This is a genomic window from Haloarcula hispanica ATCC 33960 (assembly GCF_000223905.1).
Classification (GTDB): Archaea; Halobacteriota; Halobacteria; order Halobacteriales; family Haloarculaceae; genus Haloarcula; species Haloarcula hispanica.
Map to the genome: position 1 here is coordinate 2,931,001 of NC_015948.1, position 18,125 is coordinate 2,949,125.

The 18,125-nt window shown below is 64.6% G+C and carries 18 protein-coding genes; 9 read left to right on the plus strand and 9 right to left on the minus strand.

Annotated features, from left to right (window positions below):
- Positions 1 to 128 precede the first annotated feature (128 nt).
- Both hemL and HAH_RS14830 read left to right on the plus strand, forming a co-directional pair.
- Positions 129 to 1,466, plus strand: coding sequence for a glutamate-1-semialdehyde 2,1-aminomutase (gene hemL, locus HAH_RS14825; protein ID WP_014041652.1), 1,338 nt, complete (start codon positions 129 to 131; stop codon positions 1,464 to 1,466).
- 1 nt (position 1,467) lies between these two features.
- Entirely contained in the window at positions 1,468 to 2,283 is an 816-nt protein-coding gene (locus tag HAH_RS14830; RefSeq protein WP_014041653.1) for an HVO_0234 family beta-propeller protein, read from the plus strand.
- 86 nt (positions 2,284 to 2,369) lie between these two features.
- On the opposite strand, the gene HAH_RS14835 is transcribed toward HAH_RS14830, so the two are convergent.
- Positions 2,370 to 3,437, minus strand: coding sequence for a PAS domain-containing response regulator (locus tag HAH_RS14835; protein ID WP_230458900.1), 1,068 nt, complete (start codon positions 3,435 to 3,437; stop codon positions 2,370 to 2,372).
- Between the two features lie 280 nt (positions 3,438 to 3,717).
- Between HAH_RS14835 and HAH_RS14840 the strand changes: the two genes are divergently transcribed.
- On the plus strand, positions 3,718 to 4,572 hold the full coding sequence (locus HAH_RS14840) for a ribose-phosphate diphosphokinase (RefSeq protein ID WP_014041655.1): 855 nt from the start codon (positions 3,718 to 3,720) through the stop codon (positions 4,570 to 4,572).
- 62 nt (positions 4,573 to 4,634) lie between these two features.
- Here the strand turns inward: HAH_RS14840 and ileS are convergent, their stop codons facing one another.
- Together ileS and HAH_RS14850 are read right to left on the minus strand one after the other, a co-directional pair.
- The gene (ileS, locus tag HAH_RS14845) at positions 4,635 to 7,892 is read right to left on the minus strand and encodes an isoleucine--tRNA ligase (protein WP_014041656.1); all 3,258 of its coding nucleotides are present in this window, start codon (positions 7,890 to 7,892) and stop codon (positions 4,635 to 4,637) included.
- Between the two features lie 52 nt (positions 7,893 to 7,944).
- Complete coding sequence (locus HAH_RS14850; RefSeq protein ID WP_023843467.1) at positions 7,945 to 8,136, minus strand: hypothetical protein; 192 nt, start codon at positions 8,134 to 8,136, stop codon at positions 7,945 to 7,947.
- Positions 8,137 to 8,220: 84 nt separating this feature from the next.
- On the opposite strand from HAH_RS14850, the gene HAH_RS14855 reads away from it, so the two are divergent.
- Genes HAH_RS14855 through HAH_RS14865 form a run of 3 tightly spaced genes read left to right on the plus strand, consistent with a single transcriptional unit; the run spans position 8,221 to position 10,078 of the window.
- Positions 8,221 to 8,844: a uracil-DNA glycosylase gene (locus tag HAH_RS14855; protein ID WP_044952092.1), complete on the plus strand. Its 624-nt coding sequence runs from the start codon at positions 8,221 to 8,223 to the stop codon at positions 8,842 to 8,844.
- Between the two features lie 34 nt (positions 8,845 to 8,878).
- On the plus strand, positions 8,879 to 9,307 hold the full coding sequence (locus tag HAH_RS14860) for an HIT family protein (RefSeq protein WP_014041658.1): 429 nt from the start codon (positions 8,879 to 8,881) through the stop codon (positions 9,305 to 9,307).
- Between the two features lie 42 nt (positions 9,308 to 9,349).
- Positions 9,350 to 10,078 (plus strand): ParA family protein, encoded by a 729-nt coding sequence (locus HAH_RS14865; protein WP_014041659.1) that lies wholly within the window; start codon positions 9,350 to 9,352, stop codon positions 10,076 to 10,078.
- Here the strand turns inward: HAH_RS14865 and HAH_RS14870 are convergent.
- Complete coding sequence (locus tag HAH_RS14870; protein WP_014041660.1) at positions 10,075 to 10,449, minus strand: universal stress protein; 375 nt, start codon at positions 10,447 to 10,449, stop codon at positions 10,075 to 10,077. The genes HAH_RS14865 and HAH_RS14870 overlap by 4 nt on opposite strands.
- 391 nt (positions 10,450 to 10,840) lie before the next feature.
- Between HAH_RS14870 and HAH_RS14875 the strand changes: the two genes are divergently transcribed.
- Positions 10,841 to 11,578, plus strand: coding sequence for a ribonuclease H-like domain-containing protein (locus HAH_RS14875; RefSeq protein WP_014041661.1), 738 nt, complete (start codon positions 10,841 to 10,843; stop codon positions 11,576 to 11,578).
- Between the two features lie 100 nt (positions 11,579 to 11,678).
- On the opposite strand, the gene HAH_RS14880 is transcribed toward HAH_RS14875, so the two are convergent.
- The 3 genes from HAH_RS14880 to HAH_RS14885 form a co-directional block, all read right to left on the minus strand.
- The gene (locus HAH_RS14880) at positions 11,679 to 11,984 is read right to left on the minus strand and encodes a hypothetical protein (RefSeq protein WP_023843468.1); all 306 of its coding nucleotides are present in this window, start codon (positions 11,982 to 11,984) and stop codon (positions 11,679 to 11,681) included.
- A 149-nt stretch (positions 11,985 to 12,133) separates the two neighbouring features.
- Entirely contained in the window at positions 12,134 to 12,301 is a 168-nt protein-coding gene (locus HAH_RS20020) for a DUF7837 family putative zinc-binding protein (RefSeq protein WP_014041663.1), read from the minus strand.
- A gap of 120 nt (positions 12,302 to 12,421) precedes the next feature.
- Entirely contained in the window at positions 12,422 to 13,054 is a 633-nt protein-coding gene (locus HAH_RS14885; protein ID WP_044952097.1) for a rhomboid family intramembrane serine protease, read from the minus strand.
- Positions 13,055 to 13,144: 90 nt separating this feature from the next.
- Here HAH_RS14885 and HAH_RS14890 point away from each other — a divergent pair, with 90 nt between their 5' ends.
- Positions 13,145 to 13,435 carry a hypothetical protein gene (locus tag HAH_RS14890; RefSeq protein ID WP_023843470.1) on the plus strand — a complete coding sequence of 97 codons (291 nt, stop codon included), beginning with the start codon at positions 13,145 to 13,147 and terminating at the stop codon, positions 13,433 to 13,435.
- 6 nt (positions 13,436 to 13,441) lie between these two features.
- Complete coding sequence (locus tag HAH_RS14895) at positions 13,442 to 13,891, plus strand: GIY-YIG nuclease family protein (protein WP_014041665.1); 450 nt, start codon at positions 13,442 to 13,444, stop codon at positions 13,889 to 13,891.
- Here the strand turns inward: HAH_RS14895 and leuS are convergent, their stop codons facing one another.
- On the minus strand, positions 13,892 to 16,570 hold the full coding sequence (gene leuS / locus HAH_RS14900) for a leucine--tRNA ligase (protein ID WP_023843471.1): 2,679 nt from the start codon (positions 16,568 to 16,570) through the stop codon (positions 13,892 to 13,894).
- A 498-nt stretch (positions 16,571 to 17,068) separates the two neighbouring features.
- Positions 17,069 to 18,115: an ABC transporter permease gene (locus tag HAH_RS14905; protein WP_014041667.1), complete on the minus strand. Its 1,047-nt coding sequence runs from the start codon at positions 18,113 to 18,115 to the stop codon at positions 17,069 to 17,071.
- Between the last annotated feature and the right edge of the window lie 10 nt (positions 18,116 to 18,125).

The window sequence follows — 18,125 nt, forward strand, 5'->3', positions numbered from 1 at the left end:
CGCACCGTATAACAGTGACTCTTTACGAAATATTTATTTTACCGGTGAACGCATGACATCCGTCCACTAGGTCGGTGGGACCGCGAGCTAACAACAGTTTCTTTCTGACAGCGGTCAAACGGCAGCGTATGAACCACGAGCAGTCACGAGCGCTGTACGACCGCGCCCTGTCGGTGCTGTCGGGCGGCGTCAACTCCTCCGTGCGAGCGACACGGCCCTACCCGTTCTTCGTCGAGAAAGGGGACGGCGGGCACGTCATCGACGCCGACGGGAACCGATACATCGATTTCGTCATGGGCTACGGTCCGCTGCTGCTGGGCCACAGCCTGCCCGAGCAGGTCCAATCAGCCATCCAGCGACACGCCGCTGAGGGGCCGATGTACGGCGCGCCGACCGAAGTCGAGGTCGAACTGGCCGAGTTCGTCACCCGGCACGTCCCCAGTGTCGAGATGCTGCGGTTCGTCAACAGCGGGACCGAGGCGACGGTCTCGGCGGTCCGACTGGCTCGTGGCTACACGGGGCGGGACAAAATCGTCGTGATGCAGAGTGGCTACCACGGGGCACAGGAGTCCACGCTGGTCGAGGGCGAGGGCGACCACACGGCCCCGTCCAGCCCCGGCATCCCCGAGAGCTTCGCTGAGCACACCCTGACCGTGCCGTTCAACGACGAGGAAGCCGCCCACGAGGTGTTCGAGGAACACGGCGACGACATCGCCGCGGTGCTCACCGAACCCATCCTCGGGAACTACGGCATCGTCCACCCGGTCGAGGGCTACCACGACACGCTCCGGGAACTGTGTGACGACCACGGCTCCCTGCTTATTTTCGACGAGGTCATCACCGGCTTCCGCGTCGGCGGCCTCCAGTGTGCCCAGGGCGCGTTCGACATCGACCCCGACATCACCACGTTCGGGAAGATTGTCGGCGGCGGCTTCCCGGTCGGGGCAATCGGTGGCAAAAGCGAGATCATCGAGCAGTTCACCCCTGCCGGCGATGTGTTCCAGTCCGGAACGTTCTCTGGCCACCCCGTGACGATGGCGGCCGGTCTGGAGACGTTACGGTATGCGGCTGAACACGACGTATACGACCACGTCAACGAGCTCGGCGACCGGCTCCGAGCGGGACTGCAGGACATCCTCGAAGACCAGGCCCCCGAGTACACCGTCGTCGGCCGGGACTCGATGTTCAAGGTCATCTTCACCCGCGACGGGCCTGATTCCTTCGACGGACATTGCGAGGCTGGCTGCCGGCAGCGGGAGTCCTGTCCACGCTTCGACTACTGTCCGAAGACCGGCCACGACGTGACACAGGCCGAGACCGAGCGGTGGGAGCGCCTGTTCTGGCCTGCGATGAAAGACCAGGGCGTGTTCCTCACGGCGAACCAGTTCGAGTCACAGTTCATCTGTGATGCCCACACAGGTGAAGACATAGAGAATGCGCTCGAAGCATACAAAGAGGCGATATGAGGTGAGCGACGACGACATCGCACTGTCCGAGAAGCGAATGTACGGGGCGAAACGTCCGGAGACCCACGCGTACGTCGCGTCGGGACTGGGCGTCACCCGCGTCGAGACGGCCGGCGGCCAGATCGGGCGGTTCAGCCTGAGCGAACGGTGCAATGCCCGTGATGTGGCCGGCGCAAGCGGCGAAGTCGCGGTCGCCACCGACGAGGACGTGCTCGTGTTGACCGACGACGGCTTCGTTCCGACTGGGTTCGGGCCAGCCACCGCCGTCGGCTACGACGGCGACGGACTGCTCGCAGCCGGCGACGGCCGCGTCGCTCGGTACAGCGGGGAGTGGCGAGATATCGGCGAGGTCGCGGACGTCCGTGCCATCGACGGCGACCGCCTCGCCGCGGCCGAGGGCGTGTACGCCCTCCCGTCGCTCGACCGACTCGGCCTGGTGGACGTGGTCGACGTGGCCGGTGACTACGCCGCGACCGAGAGCGGACTGTACCGCTACGAAAGCGGGAGCACCGACAGCGACGGCGAGTGGACCGAGGTCCGGTCGGGCCGACACTTGGCAGTTGCAAGCGACGGTGAGCAGGTCCATGCCGCCGCGGCGGACGGCCTGTACGAACTGACAGCCGGCGCGTGGGAGCCCTGCACGTTGCCAGCGACCGAGCGCGTCGTCGACGTGACCTACGGCGACGACACCTACGCGATCACCGAGAACGGGACCTTCCTCGTCGCAACCGCGGCCGAGGCGACCGCCGACGGACAGGGCGGCTGGCGACAGCGCTCGCTGGGCGTCCCCGACGTCGTTGGCGTCGCTGTGGCCTGATTCGATCAGTAGTATCTAAGCGGGACTTCGCGGTTCTATCCGGCCTTCATAGCAATAGATCAGTATCGACCGGCGTCCATGCACTCTTACTGCGGTATTTGCTGTCTGTCGGCCTCTTTCAAAATAATGCCGTAGCCACGGAGCGCTCCGGACTCGTCAAAGCTCGCAGAGAGCGTCATGTCTGTCCAGCAGCGCGTGCCGTCCTGACGGATCTGTAACCCTTCGTGGGAGACGGTCCCGTCTGTTTTCGCGGTATCGAGGAGTTGCTCGGGAAGGCCGTTCGCCAGATCAGACTCCTCGAAGAACGTCGAAACGTGCGCTCCGATGATTTCCTCCGCGTTATAGCCAGTGAATTGTTGAGCACCGTCGTTCCAGCGAGTGACGTAGCCCTCATGGTCGAGGGTGAAAAAGGCGTGGTCGTCCATGGCATCGATAAGAACGTCGAACTGAGTGCTCTGTCCCACCAACTGCGTCCGTTCGGGGGTGATGTCCCGCGCCGTACACACGAGTACCCCGTCGTCAGCGTGAGCCAGGCGATGGTTCGTAACGAGCCTGTCGCCGTCTTTCATCAGGCGAACTGTTTCACCCGACCAGTACTCGTTTTCTTTGACCGCTGGGATGATGTCGTTCTCTAGCCGGTCCGCTTCATCGTCGTGGTACAGAATTGTCCAGGGCTCGCCGGCCAGTTCATCCTGCTCGTATCCAAATAGGTCCGCAAAGGCAGGGTTCACATACGAAAACGTCCCGTCCGGGTCGATGAGGCTGATCCCTTCGCTGGCAGTCTTCATCGCCCTGTAGCTACGGTCGATTGTACGGACGGCACGGTAGCGTTCGACAAGGTTCGTGATTCGATTGGCCAGGATCGCGTACTGGTCAGTCCCATGCTCTTTCTGGATGTACTCCGTCACGCCGGCCGTGATAGCTTCGCTCGCGATCTCTTCGCTCCCTTTGCCAGTAAAAAGGATGAACGGCAGGTCAGGAGACTGTTCGCGGACTGCAGCCAGGAACTCCAGCCCGTCCATTACTGGCATATCATAGTCCGAGACGATACAATCGATGTTCTCCGCCCGAAGAATCGCAAGACCGTCAGTACCGTTCGTTGCCGTTTGAACTTCGAGCCGTTCGTTTTCCCGTTCGAGGAACTGGGCGGTCAAATCCGCAAAATCAGGTTCGTCATCTAAATGTAATACCTTCATGATTTTGGAGGGACTGCGCTGTTCGTACTTTGGAATCGAGCAGAGATAAATACCTCATCTAGTTGTAAATAATATTATGAAAATATATCATTGTATCGGAAAATAGGCATGATCACACAAGTTACGTGAGTGTTGTCGCTATGGGTGTCAATTACAATGCACAGTTGTCTGAAGGGAGAGTCAGCCACGATGTCGGGGAATCGAAAAGAGGTTTAGCCCGGACAGCCACCCACCGCACATGATTATCCCCGGGGCGGACACGCAGGCGTTCGCGGCGACCCTCGCCGAGGCGACGGGCGAGCGGCTTGGACGGGTCGAGTACGAACGGTTTCCCGACGGTGAGCACGTCGTCCGGGTGCCCGAAGCCGTCTCCGGTGAGCGTGCCGTCGTCGTCGCATCCACTGTCGACAGCGACGCGCACCTCCAGTTGCTCCAGTTGCAGGACGCGGCCCGCGAAAGCGGCGCGAGTGAGGTCATCACCGTCATCCCGTACATGGGCTACGCCCGTCAGGACGAGGCATTCAAGCCTGGCGAACCGGTCTCCTCGCGGGCGATGGCCCGCGCCATTTCGACGGGAACCGACCGTGTACTGACCGTAAATCCCCACGAACCGGCCGTCTGTGATTTCTTCGACGTGCCAGCCACCAACGTCGACGCGGCGAGTGTTCTCGCCGACCCGCTGCCTGCGGACCTGACGAACCCCCTCTTTCTCTCGCCCGACGAAGGCGCAATCGCCCTCGCGACGACGGTCCGAGACGCGTACGGCGAGGGTGAGACGGACTTCTTCGAGAAGGATCGGGACTACGACACCGGCGACATCGAGATCAGCCCCAGCGACGCGCCGGTCGAGGGCCGTGATGTGGTGCTGGTCGATGATATCATCGCCACGGGGTCGACGATGAGCGAGTCCGTTGGCGTCCTCGACGACCGCGACGCCGAACGGGTGTTCGTCACCTGTATCCACCCGATGCTCGCCAGCAACGCCCTGACGAAGCTCAACAGCGCCGGCGTCGAAGCCGTCTACGGCACGGACACGCTTGAACGCGCCGTCAGCGAGGTCAGCGCCGCACCGGTCGTCGCCGAAGAGCTGTAGACACCGGTGCTGAAACACGAGGGGCAAAAAACCCCGCTCGTTGTAACGCGACTGCGTGCCGCTTAATCCGACGCCTCAGCCGCGGCGACCGGTGCTATCGCGATTTCCATCTCAATCCCTTCGACGTCCCACGTTTTTCGATGGCCGTCCTCGACGCCGCCGAGTTCGTCAGCCCGAACCTCCTCTTTGATGAGCGCCTCGTGCTCGCGGACCAGCGAATCCACGCGCTCGTCGTCGATTGCCAGGTCCACGACGATGCGCTCCTCGATATCGAGTTCGAGGTCCTTTCGCATCTCTTGCACGCGACGGATGACCTCGCGGGCGTACCCCTCGCTCTCGATGTCCTCGGTGAGTGTGGTGTCGACGTAGACGACGCCGCCGCCATCGAGCGCAGCGAACTCCGTCCCGGTGACGCCCTCGGGCGTCTCGCGGCGGAACGCGACCATCTCCTCGGTGAGGTCGACGTCCTCACCGAGCGCCTCGCGTACTGTACCTTCGAGGGTATCGAGTGACTGCTCGGCGACGCGGGCCTCGTTGAGCGCGTTCATGACGCGGCCGGCGTCGTCGCCGAAGGCCGGGCCGAGTTCGCTCATGTCGGCCTCGGCGGAGTACTGGAGTTCGCCCCACTCGTCGTCAGCGCCGACGACCTCGACAGCGCGGGCGTTGAGCCGGTCGGCGATGATAGCTTCCTGCGCGCGGACCGCGTCGGCCACGTCGTCGCTGTCCACGTCGACGACGACGCGGGTGACGGGCCACCGGAGCTTGCGCTCGGCCTGCTGGCGGGCGTTCGAGCCCGCCTCCTCGACCTCGCGGACGACCTCGATCTCGCGTTCGAGCGCGGGGTCGTGCAGGTCGGCGTCGACCTCGGGCCAGTCGCACATGTGGACCGTCGGGTGCCCCGAATCACCGGTGAGCGCACCGTACACCTGCTCGGCGACGAAGGGCGTAAACGGGGCGAACAGCGCGGCCACCGATTCCAGCACGCGATAGAGGGTGGCGTAGGCGGCCTGCTTCGAGGCGCTGTCCTCTTCTTCCCACATCCGCTCGCGGACGACCTGAATGTAGAAGCGAGAGACGTCTTCGACGACGAATTCGAGCAGTTCGTCGACCGCCTTGTCGTTCTCGAAGTCGTCCATCGAGTCGGTCATCGCCTCGGTCACGGTCTGAAGCCTGGAGAGGACCCACTCGTCGACGAGTTCGAGGTCTTCGCGGACATCCTCGACTGTGGTCTCCTCCGGATTGAAATCATCCGCACGCATGTACGGCAGCGGGAAGCGCGCGACGTTCCAGAGGATGTTGAGCCGCCGTTGCATCTCGGCGGTCTCCTCCCAGGAGAAGTTCATGTCCTCGCCCTGGGCAGTCACCGACAGCAGGAACAGCCGCATCGGGTCGCGGCCGTGCTTCTCGATGACCTCGTGGGGATCGATGAGGACGCCCTTGGACTTGGACATGCCGCGACCGTCGGGCATGTTGGCGTAGCCGTGCATCAGCACCTGCTTGTACGGAATCTCACCGGTGGCGGCGGTGCTCATGCCCAGTTGCGACCAGAACCAGCCGCGGGTCTGGTCGTGGGCCTCCATGATGAGGTCGGCAGGCCACAGCTCCTCGAAGTCCTCAGTCTGTTCGGGGTAGTCGACGGTCCCCCACGTCGCCACGGAGGAGTCGAGCCAGACGTCGAACACGTCGCCGACGCGGGTGTAGGTCGTGCCGTCCTCGGTGATGGTGAGGTCGTCGACCGTGCCCTTGTGGAGGTCGACGTTTTCGGGGTCGATGTCCTGGTCGACCCGCTCGGCGAGTTCCTCGCGGTCGCCGACGACGATGGCGTCGTCCATGTCACCGGACCAGTCTTCAGGGAGCCAGATGGGGATCGGGATGCCCCAGTAGCGCTGCCGCGAGACGTTCCAGTCCGGCGCGTCCTCAACGAAGTCCCGGAAGCGGTTGTCTCGCGCCCACTGCGGGTACCACTCGCTGTCCTCGATATTCGCAAGCAGTTCGTCCTTGATGTCGGTCACCGTGATGAACCACTGGTCGGTAACGATACGGACGATGTCGGTGTCACAGCGCCAGCACTGCCCTTCGCGGACGGTGTGGCCAGATTCACTGGAGAGCAGGACGCCGTTCTCGTCGAGGTCGTCGATGACCTCGTCGTTGGCGTCGCGGACGAACGTCCCTGCGTACTTGCCCGCGTCGTCGGTGTAGACGCCGTCGCTCCCGACCGGACAGAAGATTTCGAGGTCGAGTTCCTGTCCGCGCTCGAAGTCCTCCTCACCGTGGCCGGGCGCGGAGTGGACGAGGCCCGTGCGGTCGGCCTCGACGTAGTCGGCGGTGTACACCTGCCCAGAGCCCTCGCCTTGGGCGTGGTCCGGCACTTCCTCGGCCAGCGGGTGCTCGTACGCCCAGCCGACCATCTCCTCGCCGGACAGTTCCTCGACGACCTCGTAGTCGTCGTACCGGCCGGCCTTCAGCACGTCCTCGACGCAGGCCTCGGCGACGTAGAGCCGTTCGGTATCACCGTCTTTCTCAGCGTCGACGCCCACGTAGTCGAGGTCACCGTCGACGGCGACGAAGGTGTTGGCGACGATTGTCCAGGGCGTCGTCGTCCAGATGACCAGACTGCCCTCGCGGCTCGCGGTTTCACCGCTCGCTCGTTCCGAGGTCTCGCTCCGCTCGCCCTCGCGGTCCGCCAGAGGGAATTTCACATAAATCGACGGCTTGCCAACGTCGTGGTACTCGACCTCGTTGTTGGCGATGCCAGTTTCACAGCGCGGACACTGGTTGATAGAGCGCTGGCCCTGTTCGACGAGGCCGCGCTCGTGAGCCTGCTGGAAGCCCCACCAGGCGGCCTCCATGTACTCTGGATTGACCGTCTTGTAGGGGTCGTCCCAGTCCATCCAGACGCCGAAGTCCTGGAAGTCCGTCTGGAGGCCTTCGAGTTGCTCCTCGGCGAAGTCTTTGCACTCCTCGATGAAGTTCTCCTCACCGAACTGCTCGATGTCTTTCTTGTTCTCGAAGTCGAGGCGCTCCTCGACTTTCGTCTCGATGGGGAGGCCGTGCATGTCATAGCCCGGCCGGTCAGTGACGTTGTAGCCCTGCATCCGCAGGTAGCGGATGTAACAGTCCTTCAGGGTCTTGTTCCACGTCGTCCCCATGTGGGCCGCGCCGGAGGTGTAGGGCGGCCCGTCAACGAAGAAGTAGTCCTCGCCGTCGGCCCGGTGGGCCTTCGTCTGCTCGTAGGCGTCGACGTCGTCCCAGTACTCGAAGACCCCGTCCTCGACGGCGTCGGGGTTGTACTGGTCGTCGACAGCGGCGAAACGTTCCATACCGGCACATTCGCCGCCTCCAATAAAGGACAATCGGTTGTATGTGTGCTGTTCAGGGCTCGCGCTCACGCTGGAGGAGCAAGCTGACCGTCTCGCCGGTCTTGTCTGTGAGCGGAGCGGCGACATGCCACCCCTCGGCTCCGAGTTCGTTCAGTTGTTCGACCGGCGGCGTGACCTCGCCGCCGAGTCCGGCGATCATGACATCACTGTCAACCTCGATAGTGCGGTACTCGTAGGAGGGCATACAGATGCTGGAGCGGCCACCGGCGATAAACGTCTTGTGGTGGCGACCGCCACGGCTTTGCCGCCGACGGCCGTGCCAGCGCATGTGCCAGCGTTCCCGACCGACGAGCAGCAAAACGCCCTCACAGAGGACTGCCGACGCTGCCCGGAACTCGCCGAGAGCCGGACCTGTATCTCGTGGGGCAACGGCCCGCCGTCGGCCGACCTCGTGGTCATCGGCGAAGCACCGGCTGACGGCGACCCGGAAGCCGAGCAGTGGCGGGGCGGCAACCTGACCGGGATGGCCTACACCTCGCGGCGCTCCGGCCGGAAAATCCGGCAGGTGCTCGCCGACGCCGGGTTCGGCCACGACGACTGCTACTACACCAACGCCGTGAAGTGCCATCCGCCGGAGAACCGCGACCCGACCGACGCGGAGTTGGCGAACTGCCGCCCCTACCTCGTCGAGGAAGTCGAAGCAATCGAGCCAGCGGCGGTGCTGACCACCGGCAAGCACGCGACGAAGACCGTGCTGGCGCTGGACGACGACAGCCTCGACGGGTTTCTCGACAGCGTGCTCGACCCGCTGCAGAGCGAGGCGCTGAGCGTTCCCGTGGTCCCGCTGCTCCACCCCTCGTATCAGGAGGTCTGGCTCTCGCGGCTGGGCTACAGTTACGACGAGTACACGGCGGCCATCGCCGACACGGTCACCAGTGTCGATGACACCTAGAACCTTCTTGTGACCGCCGGACACAGGGACGACCATGAGCGAGGACTGCATCTTCTGCCAGATTGTCGCCGGTGACATCCCGAGCCGCACCGTCTACGAGGACGACACCGTGTTCGCGTTCCTCGATGCAAATCCCCTCTCGCCGGGGCACACGCTCGTCATCCCGAAGGCCCACCACGAACGGCTGAACGACACGCCCGCCGACGTGGCCGCGGAGGTGCTGTCGACCCTGCACGAACTCGTCCCCGCCGTCGAAGCAGCGGTCGACGCCCCCGCCAGCACGGTCGCGTTCAACAACGGCGAGGTCGCCGGCCAGGAAGTCCCGCACGTCCACGGCCACATCATCCCGCGATTCGAGGACGACGGCGGCCGGCCGATCCACACGCTGGTCAACGACCGCCCCGACCTCTCTGATGACGAACTGGACGCCATCGAGGACGATATCGTGGCCGAACAGGCGTAAAATTCCGTATCTTTTTATCGAAAGATAATCCAACAGCGACGCATGGGGGTTCCGACGCTCGCGTTCGTAGGGTGTACCGGTGGGGCTGGAACGACCAGGCTGACAGTCGAGACGGCGGCGACGCTGGCCCGGGGTGGGCGGTCCGTCGCCGTCGTCGACGCGGCCTTCGGCACGCAGGGACTGGCAACGTACGTCGAAGGGCGACTCGACGCCGACGTGACTGCGGTGGCCGTCGGCGACGTGCCGGTCGACGACGCGCTGTTCGAGTGGGATATCGACGCCGACGGGCGGGTCGCGCTCTGTCCGGCCCACGCGCCGTTCGAGCGCCTCGCGCGGGCGAAAACGGCCGAGAGCGCACAGACGCTCGAACGGGTTATCGAGGAGGTGGCCGGTCGCTACGACCACGTCCTGCTCGACGTGCCGCCGATTGCGTCGAATCAGGGCGTCGCCGCTGCCACGACCGCACAGCGGCGGGCGCTCGTGGTGCCAGCCAGCCGGCGCGGCGGCGACCTCCTTCCGAGACAGCAGGGCCGGCTTCGAGACATCGGTGCGCCGGCCTCTGCCGTCGTCGCGACGCGTGTCCACGGCGATGACAGCGAACCCGTCGAGGACGCCGCACACACGGTTCCGCACATCGGCGCGGGCGCGTCCAGACCACTTGCGACGGACCCCGATTCCGATGTCGCACCGACCGTCGCTGCGATGGCCGAGGACCTGCTTGATGTCGACCTCGGCCTGACCTTCGAGGACGACGGCCTGTTCTCCCGCTAGGGAAATGGGAGGACGATGACCGGGCGGTCAACGCGGGTCAGGAGGTCCCGGGCGGTCGAGCCGATACCATCGCTGTCGTCGGTCCCGCGGTTCGGGCCGATGAGGAGTTCGTCCGGGTCGTGTTCGTCAACCGCCGCCAGTATCTCCGTCACGGGCTCACCGTCTTTCGTTTCCGTTACGGGCATAAACGGCGCGAGCCGAGAACGGGCGACGTTGACGGCGTCACCCGCGTCACGCGGCGGAGCATCGGGGTCGCGGACGGCGACCACGACGATGTCGTCATCAGCTGCCGGATCGAGGCGCTTCTGGAGGTAGTCAGCGGCGGCCGCAGTGACGTGGACCGAGTTGGTGGCGAGCAGAAACGTCGTCATGGGCTACTCTGTGGCGTCGCTCGGCTTCGTGCTTTCGCTCGTCAGCAGCGCCCACAACGAAGGGCAGCTATACAGGTAGCAACAGAATCAGGGGCGTAGCATACACATAGCGGCTGGCTACTCATATACGGGACTCCTTGCGAAGCCATGCCCCTATCCGAAACCCCGGACCCGGTACGGTTCGTCTGTCCGTTCTGTGAGCGGACGTTCGGCCGGCCCCAGTCAGTGTGTGATAGCTGCGATAGCACAGTCGTCGTCTCCGTGGAAAGTCAATCAGTGTACAACAGCATCCTTCCGATGTGTGGACATTAGGCGGGGTGGGACATGACGCTCCGGTGGCCTGTCACGCGCACCGACGGGCTTACATACAGCCCAACCTGTACCCGAGAGCGTGCGCGTCGAGAACAGTTTCATCGGAACCGACGGCGTCGGGGAGAAGACCGAGCGGTCCATCTGGGAGCAGGGCGTCACCCACTGGGACGAGTTCGAACCGTCCGTCGTCGGCGGCCAGCGCGGCGACCGAATCCAACAGTTCATTGACGAGGGGCGGGACCGCGTGGCCGAAACCGACGTGTCCTACTTCGACCACGCGTTTCCCAGCAGCGAGCGCTGGCGACTGTACGAGACCTTCCGCGAGCGGGCCTGTTTCTTCGACATCGAGACGACCGGACTCGATCAGGACCGCAATCAGGTGACGACGGTGAGCCTCCATCAGGACGGGGAGACGCAGACGCTCATCGCCGGTGACGACCTGACCGCCGAGAACCTCCGGGCCGCCTTCGACGGCGCGGACCTGCTGGTGACGTTCAACGGCAAGCGATTCGACGTGCCCTTCCTCGAAGCGAACTTCGATGTCAATCTCGACCGCCCACATCTGGACCTGATGTACACCTGCAAGAAAATCGGGCTCTCCGGCGGCCTCAAGCAGGTCGAGCAGGACATCGGCATCGAACGGGACCGACCGGACATCTCTGGCCGGGACGCGGTGCGGCTCTGGCGGGAACACGAACAGGGCCGAGACGGTGCACTCGAAACGCTGGTGTCGTACAACCGGGAGGATACAGTGAACCTCAAGACGCTGGCCGAGACAGCCACCGAGCGGCTTGACGAGCAGGTTTTCGTTGGTTGACAAACCGGTCGTGAACCGTCACCATACCCCCATTGTTTCGAGTGGAGTGTGGAAGTGTGACGGAATATCAAATGATCCTGGTGAACCCAGGCGTATCGAGTTATCGACTCCAGAAGGGCGTATGCCCGTGTCCGAGAACGATAGAAGCGACGTGCCAGGCAACAAGTTCGAGGAACAGCGCCGTATCCTGTCCGGTGCCGACGCCGTAGAGCGACGGGAGATACAACAGCGGCAGTAGTACGGCTCCCCAGAACGCGAACGGTCGGACACCGACGAGCGTCACGGTCCAGACTCCGTGGACCGCAAACACGAGCGTGTCGAGGTATCGGCCGGCGTCCGTCGGTCGTAATCTATCGGTGTCGCTCCGTTGGGGCAGCGGGGGGCTATCGCTGCTCGATGACCCCACTGTCACTCACCCTGTCTGGCCTTGGTATCATTGGTCGAAACAACAGTATACCGCACCTAATCGGTGGTTGTTACACATATAGGCGGCCGCTTCGGCGTGTCTATGTATATTCACGTCCACGGTTTCTGTCATGTCTGTTCCAGCAGGAATCACACCGGATTCACCGCGCCCTCACAATCCGGACACGTCGCGAGCATCCGCGGCCAGTCGCCGGCCGTGTCGTACGCGATGACGAGATTCGCTGCGGGAATCCTCACGTCACAGACCGGACACCTCCCCAGCGGTGGGTCGGCCGTTTCTATGTCACTGTCCCACATACACTGCGCTACGCACTCAGTACATATTGTTACCAGGCACCTACGAAGTGTGGGGCCAGTTGTATCAGCAGCGTCCTATCAGAACGGGCGTGGCGAAGCTGTCTCGGAACGACGTGCTGCTCAGTAGTTGGCGGCCTCGGGCATCTGTGACGAGTCCGTCGGCCGCAGCAGGTGGACGCGCCCGGCAAGGAACCCCAACAACAGGCCGGTGAAGTGTGCGATAAGCGCGACGCCGGGGTTCGCGGTCGCGAGGGTGATCGCGGCGGCAACAATGCCGGCCAGCGCCAACTGGACGCGCGGCGCGAGTTCGAAGCCCCCGATGACAGTGTCGGTCAGGCGGTTGGCAGCGAGCAGGTAGCCGAAGAGGGCAAACACCGCGCCGCTGGCCCCGAGCACGGAGACGTGGCTGACCATCCCGGGGACCAGCGGGCCGACGAGACTGGTAATCGAAACCTGTGAGACGCCGGCGAGTGCACCGGTCGAAACGAAGAAAGCGTGGAACCGGAGCGGCGACGTCCGGCGTTCGAGGACGACGCCGGCGAGAGCCAATCCGACGGCGTTTGCGAGGAGATGTGACAGGCCAGCATGTGCGTACACGCTTGTAACGAGCGTCCAGGGACGACTGAACAACGGGGGCGAGAGGGCGAACAGGCTCCGCGGGGCGGTCACCACGCCGACGGCCTGCTGTGCGAGGAACACAGCACCGATGACCGCCAGCGTGACCACGGTTGGGCTTTGTCGCAACGGCTTCATTGTGCCGATATTGTCGCTCTCAACACAAGAAACGCTCGGACAGCCCTCTGTTTCAGAACGCATAGGTGGCATCGTCGCGTTATGTCGCGTATGTCCGAACTGACCGACGCCCTCACCGCGGCGTTCGCAGACGAGACCGATGACGAAATCGCACAGACGGCCGCCGAGAACATCGCCGACTTCGCCGAGGAGTACGACGAGGAGCTGACGAGCGACCGCGTCACCGACCTGCTCGCGGACGCGCCTTACGACGGGTTCGACCGCCAGTTCAACTGGGTCATCGGCGAACTCGCCGCTGAAAATGAGGACTGCACCGACTCCCGGCCGTTCCGTATCGACGGGTTCGGCGAACTCGCCGCTGACCCCGATATCGGGACCTGAGGGGACATGCCTGGCGGAACCTACACGCTGGTTCTCGAACGGGACACCAGCAGGCCAATCGAGGTCGGCGCGCTGGGCGAAATCGAGTTCCCGGCGGGCTGGTACGCCTACACCGGGAGTGCGCTGGGCAGCGGCGGCTTCGGGCGCATCGACCGCCACCGCGCCGTCGCCGCCGGCGACAACGACACCCGGCACTGGCACATCGACTATCTGCTCGGCGACGCGGCAACGACTGTCGACCGGGTCATCACGACCGAGGCCGACATCGAGTGCGCCGTCGCAAGGCGGGTCGACGGGCCGACGGCGGACGGATTCGACCGCATTGACGCCTTCGGCTGTTCTGACTGTGACTGTCGCTCGCATCTGATACACCACGAGCAGCAGGAACGTCTAGTCGGTTCGGTTACCGACGCCCACGAGGCCGCCCAGGCGGAAACGACGGCCGCGACCGAGTAGTCAGGAGATGTGGATCGCGGGCTTGTTCGGTCGCGCCTTGGCCGCGAGGTCGTCGTCGGGTGCGGCCCGCCGGACGACGACGTCACAGCCGAACTCGTCTTCGAACAGCCACGCGGCCTGCTGGAGCGTGTTGAGTTCGCGTTCGCCGTCGATAATCGGTTCCAGTCCCGCGCCGCGGTCGGCCAGCCGGTCGGCGAAGTCAGCGGCTGTGTCGCCGTGCTGTTTGATGTCGTCGTCGGCCATGATCTCGCCAACGATGGCGTCGCCGGGGTCGGACTCGCGGGCGATCTCGTAGGCCCGGTATTTCCAGTCGGCGGCGACGACGAGTTCGATCTCGTTCGGCGCCTCGATGTCGACGACCTCCGTGATTTCGCGCACGTCGTCGAGGGTCTGCCGGACGACCTGGCGCTCGATGCGGTAGTCGTCCACGTCCCGGAGCGGTTCCGGCCACCGGCTCTCGGCGACGAGGCCGTCCTCGTCGAGCAGCTGCCACATCTCCTCGGCGAGGAAGGGGGCGATAGGCGCGACGAGGCCGGCGAGCACCCGCAGGCCGCGACCGTAGGCGAACTGGTAGGGCCGGTCGTAGCCCGCGTAGCGCCCCAGCAGCCGGGCGAACCGCTGTAGCTCGCCGATGACGCGGTGGAACCGGAAGCGGTCGTACTCTTCGGTGACGGCCGCGATAGTCCGGTCGATTTCCCGCTCCAGGTACGCGTCGTGGTCGGTGCTTTCGGTCCGTGTCTCGGTTCTGTCAGTGTACTCCGTGACAAGTCGGTACAGCGTCTGCTGGAAGTCGTAGGCCGTCGAGACGTCCTTGACGGTCCACTCGAAGTCCTGGGAGGGGTGGGCCGCCGAGAGGACGAACAGCCGCGTCGTCTCGGCCCCGTACTCGTGGGGCGCGATGTCGTTGCCCTTCGACTTGGACATCTTCTCGCCGCTGTGGAGCACCGTTCCCTGATTGATGAGCCGCTCGACGGGCTCTTCACGGTCCAGCAGGCCGATATCCGACAGGGCACGAGTGAAAAAGCGTATATAGAGGAGGTGGAGCACCGCGTGTTCCTCGCCGCCGACGTACACGTCGATCGGGAGCCACTCGTCGGCGGTTTCCTGGTCGAAGGGGGCATCTTCGAAATGCGGCGACAAGTATCGCAGGAAGTACCACGAGGAGTCGACGAACGTGTCCATCGTGTCCGTCTCTCGCACCGCGTCGGCCCCGCAGTCGGGACACGTCGTCTGCTTCCACTCCTCAGCCGCATCGAGGGGATTGCCGGTCGTCTGGACGTAGTCGGGCAGTTCCACCGGCAGGTCGTCTTCCGGAACCGGGACGTGGCCGCAGTCGTCGCAGTGAACGATGGGAATCGGCGTCCCCCAGTAGCGCTGCCGGGAGATGAGCCAGTCCCGCAGGCGGTAGGTCACCGCGGACTCGGCGGCCCCGTGCTCGCGCAGGCGCTCGCGGGCGGCGGAGCTGGCGAGCCCGTCGTACTCGCCGCTGTCCGTGAGCATCCCGTCGCCGGTGTAGGGCGCGTGCGGCAGGTCCGTCCCGCTGCCGTCGACCGGTTCGACAGCCTGCTCGACGGGCAGGTCGTGTTCGTCGGCGAAGGCGTGGTCCTGTTCGTTGTGGGCCGGCACGCCCATGACCGCGCCTGTTCCCACGTCATCCAGCACGTACGCCGCGACGTACACCGGCAGTTCCTCGCCGGTGTAGGGGTGGGTCGCGGTGAGGTCCGTCTCGACGCCGCTCATCCCGGCGTCATCCGTGCTCGCCACTGATTCCACGTAGTCGGCGACGGCCTCGTCCGCCTCGGCCAGCGCTCGCGCGAGGTCGTGACCGGGCGAGAGCGCCAGATACGTCGCGCCGTACACCGTGTCGAGCCGCGTCGTAAACGCCTCGACAGTGTCGTGGTCGTCGTGGTCGATGGAGAACGCGACGCGTGCGCCCTCCTGACGGCCAATCCAGTTGCGCTGGCTGTCCCGCACGCCATCGGGCCATCCCTCCAGGTCGTCCAGTCCGTGATACAGCTCCTCGGCGTAGTCGGTGATGGCGAAGAACCACTGGTCGAGGTCGCGCTGCTCGACACCGGTCCCGCAGCGCCAGCAGACACCGCCGCCGTGGGTGTGGCTGTGGCCGGTGCCGGCGGTCGTCTCGCCTTCGTCTGCTTCCGGCGGCGTCTCGACCTGTGCGTCGGCAAGCACTGTCTCGCAGTCCGGACACCAGTTCACCGTCGCCGCGCCGTAGTCGACCAGCCCCGCGTCGTAGAACTGGGTGAACAGCCACTGGTTCCACTGGTAGTATTCGGGGTCGCAGGTGGTGATCTCCCGGGACCAGTCGTAGCCAAAGCCCATCTCCCGGAGGTCGGCTTTCATCTGGTCGATACACGTCCGAGTCCAGGACTCGGGGTCCGTGTCCCGCTCGTAGGCCGCGTTCTCCGCCGGCAGGCCGAACGCGTCCCACCCCATCGGGTGAAGCACGTCGTCGCCGGCCATCCGCCGGTACCGAGCATACGCGTCCGTGATGGCGTAGTTCCGGATGTGCCCCATATGCAACGAGCCAGAGGTATAGGGGAACATTCCCAACACGTACGTCGGGTTCTCGGCGTCAGTGGGGCATTCAAACACTCCGTCTCGCTCCCAGGCCTGCTGCCAGTATTCTTGAACCCGGGCGTGGTCATATCGGCGCGACATTTGCTACCTCGTCCTGTGCCTGCCGCGCACATGAGTGTTCGGCTAGGATTGGACTATTCTCTTCCAGTGGCTACCAGAAAGTCCCGAGGCGCTGGGCTCCTGCGGCTCGCTGCGCTCTCTGCTCACGGCGCGGAACGCCGTTCGCACGTTCCGAGGGACCGCAGGTCCCTCGCTCCTCACTTCGTTGCGGTGCTTGTGTCGTGGTCCGAGAGAGCAGAGCTCTCTCATCATCCCGAAAATCGAAGATTTTCGGACGATCTCGAACGCCCAGCGCCTCGCCCCTTTCATCCCCACCCATAGCCGGTTGGCCAATCCACGCTGGGCGGGACTGAAAGGGGCCGCACCATCGGCGAACCCCGGCGCAGCAAGCACTGGCGCGAACGCAGTGAGTGAAGGGCGCAGCAAGCCGCGGGAGTCGATAGTGCGGGGGCTTTCTGGCTGTTCGCATTTGATCAACTGCTGCGGGCAGAAACAAGTCCAGAGAAGGTTGTGTCTAGCTCATTCCTCGCCGGACTCGTAGTGCTCGCCAGCGGCTTCTGGCAGGCGGGTTTTGCCCACTAGGGCGAGGACGACGATGACGGCGACGAACGGAATGGCCTGGACCAGTGAATCGGGGACGGCGATGACATCGGCTGTCTGGAGGCGCAACTGGACGGCGTCGAGGCCGGCAAACAGCGTCGTCGACAGCAGCGCGCCGACCGGGTTGTAGTTGCCGAACAGATAGGCGACGATGGCGATGAACCCCTTGCCGTTGACCATCGTCGGGCCGTTGCCGGTGAACTGGCCGATGTTGATGGCCAGCGCGGCCCCACCCATCCCCGAGAGGACGCCGGAGAGGAGGACGGCTGCGTAGCGGACGCGGGACACGTCGACGCCAGCGGTGTCCAGCGCCTTCGGGTTCTCGCCGGCGGCCCGGACCCAGCGGCCGAAGGTGGTGCGGTTCAGCACGTACCACGACGCCGCCACGGCGAGGAACATGATGTACACCGCGGGCGAGGCGTCGAACAGCGCGCCGAAGAACGGGATGTCGGCCAGCGCCGGGACTGTTATCGTATCGAAGGTGCCGACGTTGCTGGTGTTCGGCCCGCCGTAGAACACCTGCGAGGCGAACGGCGCGAGGCCGAGCGCGATGAGCCAGACGGCCAGGCCGGCGATGATCTGGTCGGCGCGGAACTCGATACAGACGACGGCGAACACGGCAGCGAGCAGCGTCGACGCGACGATGCCGATGAGGAACCCGAGCCACAGCGAGCCGGTGGCGTCGGCCCCGAAGATAGCTGCGAAGGCCGAGATGATGAGCAGGCCTTCGAGCCCGATGTTGATGATGCCGCTCTTCTCGGCGAAGATGCCGCCAAGCGCGGCCAGCACGATCGGGACCGAGAGCCGTAGCGTCGAGGACAGCGTCGATTTCGAGGCCAGTACCCAGAATATCTGACCGGGAGTCGACGCCGGCGCAAGGAGGCCGAATCCGGCGAGGATGGCCAGTAGGAGGAACGCCGCGGCGGCGATGAACAGCCGGCCTGACATCGACGAGAGTCGCTCCATGGCGCTGTCG

What these genes read in the sequence shown, in the direction of transcription:
- hemL (WP_014041652.1), top strand. Translation starts at nt 129, where the DNA reads ATGAACCACGAGCAGTCACGAGCGCTGTACGACCGCGCCCTGTCGGTG.
- HAH_RS14840 (WP_014041655.1), top strand. Translation starts at nt 3,718, where the DNA reads ATGATTATCCCCGGGGCGGACACGCAGGCGTTCGCGGCGACCCTCGCC.
- ileS (WP_014041656.1), bottom strand. Translation starts at nt 7,892, where the DNA reads ATGGAACGTTTCGCCGCTGTCGACGACCAGTACAACCCCGACGCCGTC.
- HAH_RS14850 (WP_023843467.1), bottom strand. Translation starts at nt 8,136, where the DNA reads ATGCCCTCCTACGAGTACCGCACTATCGAGGTTGACAGTGATGTCATG.
- HAH_RS14860 (WP_014041658.1), top strand. Translation starts at nt 8,879, where the DNA reads ATGAGCGAGGACTGCATCTTCTGCCAGATTGTCGCCGGTGACATCCCG.
- HAH_RS14865 (WP_014041659.1), top strand. Translation starts at nt 9,350, where the DNA reads ATGGGGGTTCCGACGCTCGCGTTCGTAGGGTGTACCGGTGGGGCTGGA.
- HAH_RS14870 (WP_014041660.1), bottom strand. Translation starts at nt 10,449, where the DNA reads ATGACGACGTTTCTGCTCGCCACCAACTCGGTCCACGTCACTGCGGCC.
- HAH_RS20020 (WP_014041663.1), bottom strand. Translation starts at nt 12,301, where the DNA reads ATGTGGGACAGTGACATAGAAACGGCCGACCCACCGCTGGGGAGGTGT.
- HAH_RS14885 (WP_044952097.1), bottom strand. Translation starts at nt 13,054, where the DNA reads ATGAAGCCGTTGCGACAAAGCCCAACCGTGGTCACGCTGGCGGTCATC.
- HAH_RS14890 (WP_023843470.1), top strand. Translation starts at nt 13,145, where the DNA reads ATGTCCGAACTGACCGACGCCCTCACCGCGGCGTTCGCAGACGAGACC.
- HAH_RS14895 (WP_014041665.1), top strand. Translation starts at nt 13,442, where the DNA reads ATGCCTGGCGGAACCTACACGCTGGTTCTCGAACGGGACACCAGCAGG.
- leuS (WP_023843471.1), bottom strand. Translation starts at nt 16,570, where the DNA reads ATGTCGCGCCGATATGACCACGCCCGGGTTCAAGAATACTGGCAGCAG.
- HAH_RS14905 (WP_014041667.1), bottom strand. Translation starts at nt 18,115, where the DNA reads ATGGAGCGACTCTCGTCGATGTCAGGCCGGCTGTTCATCGCCGCCGCG.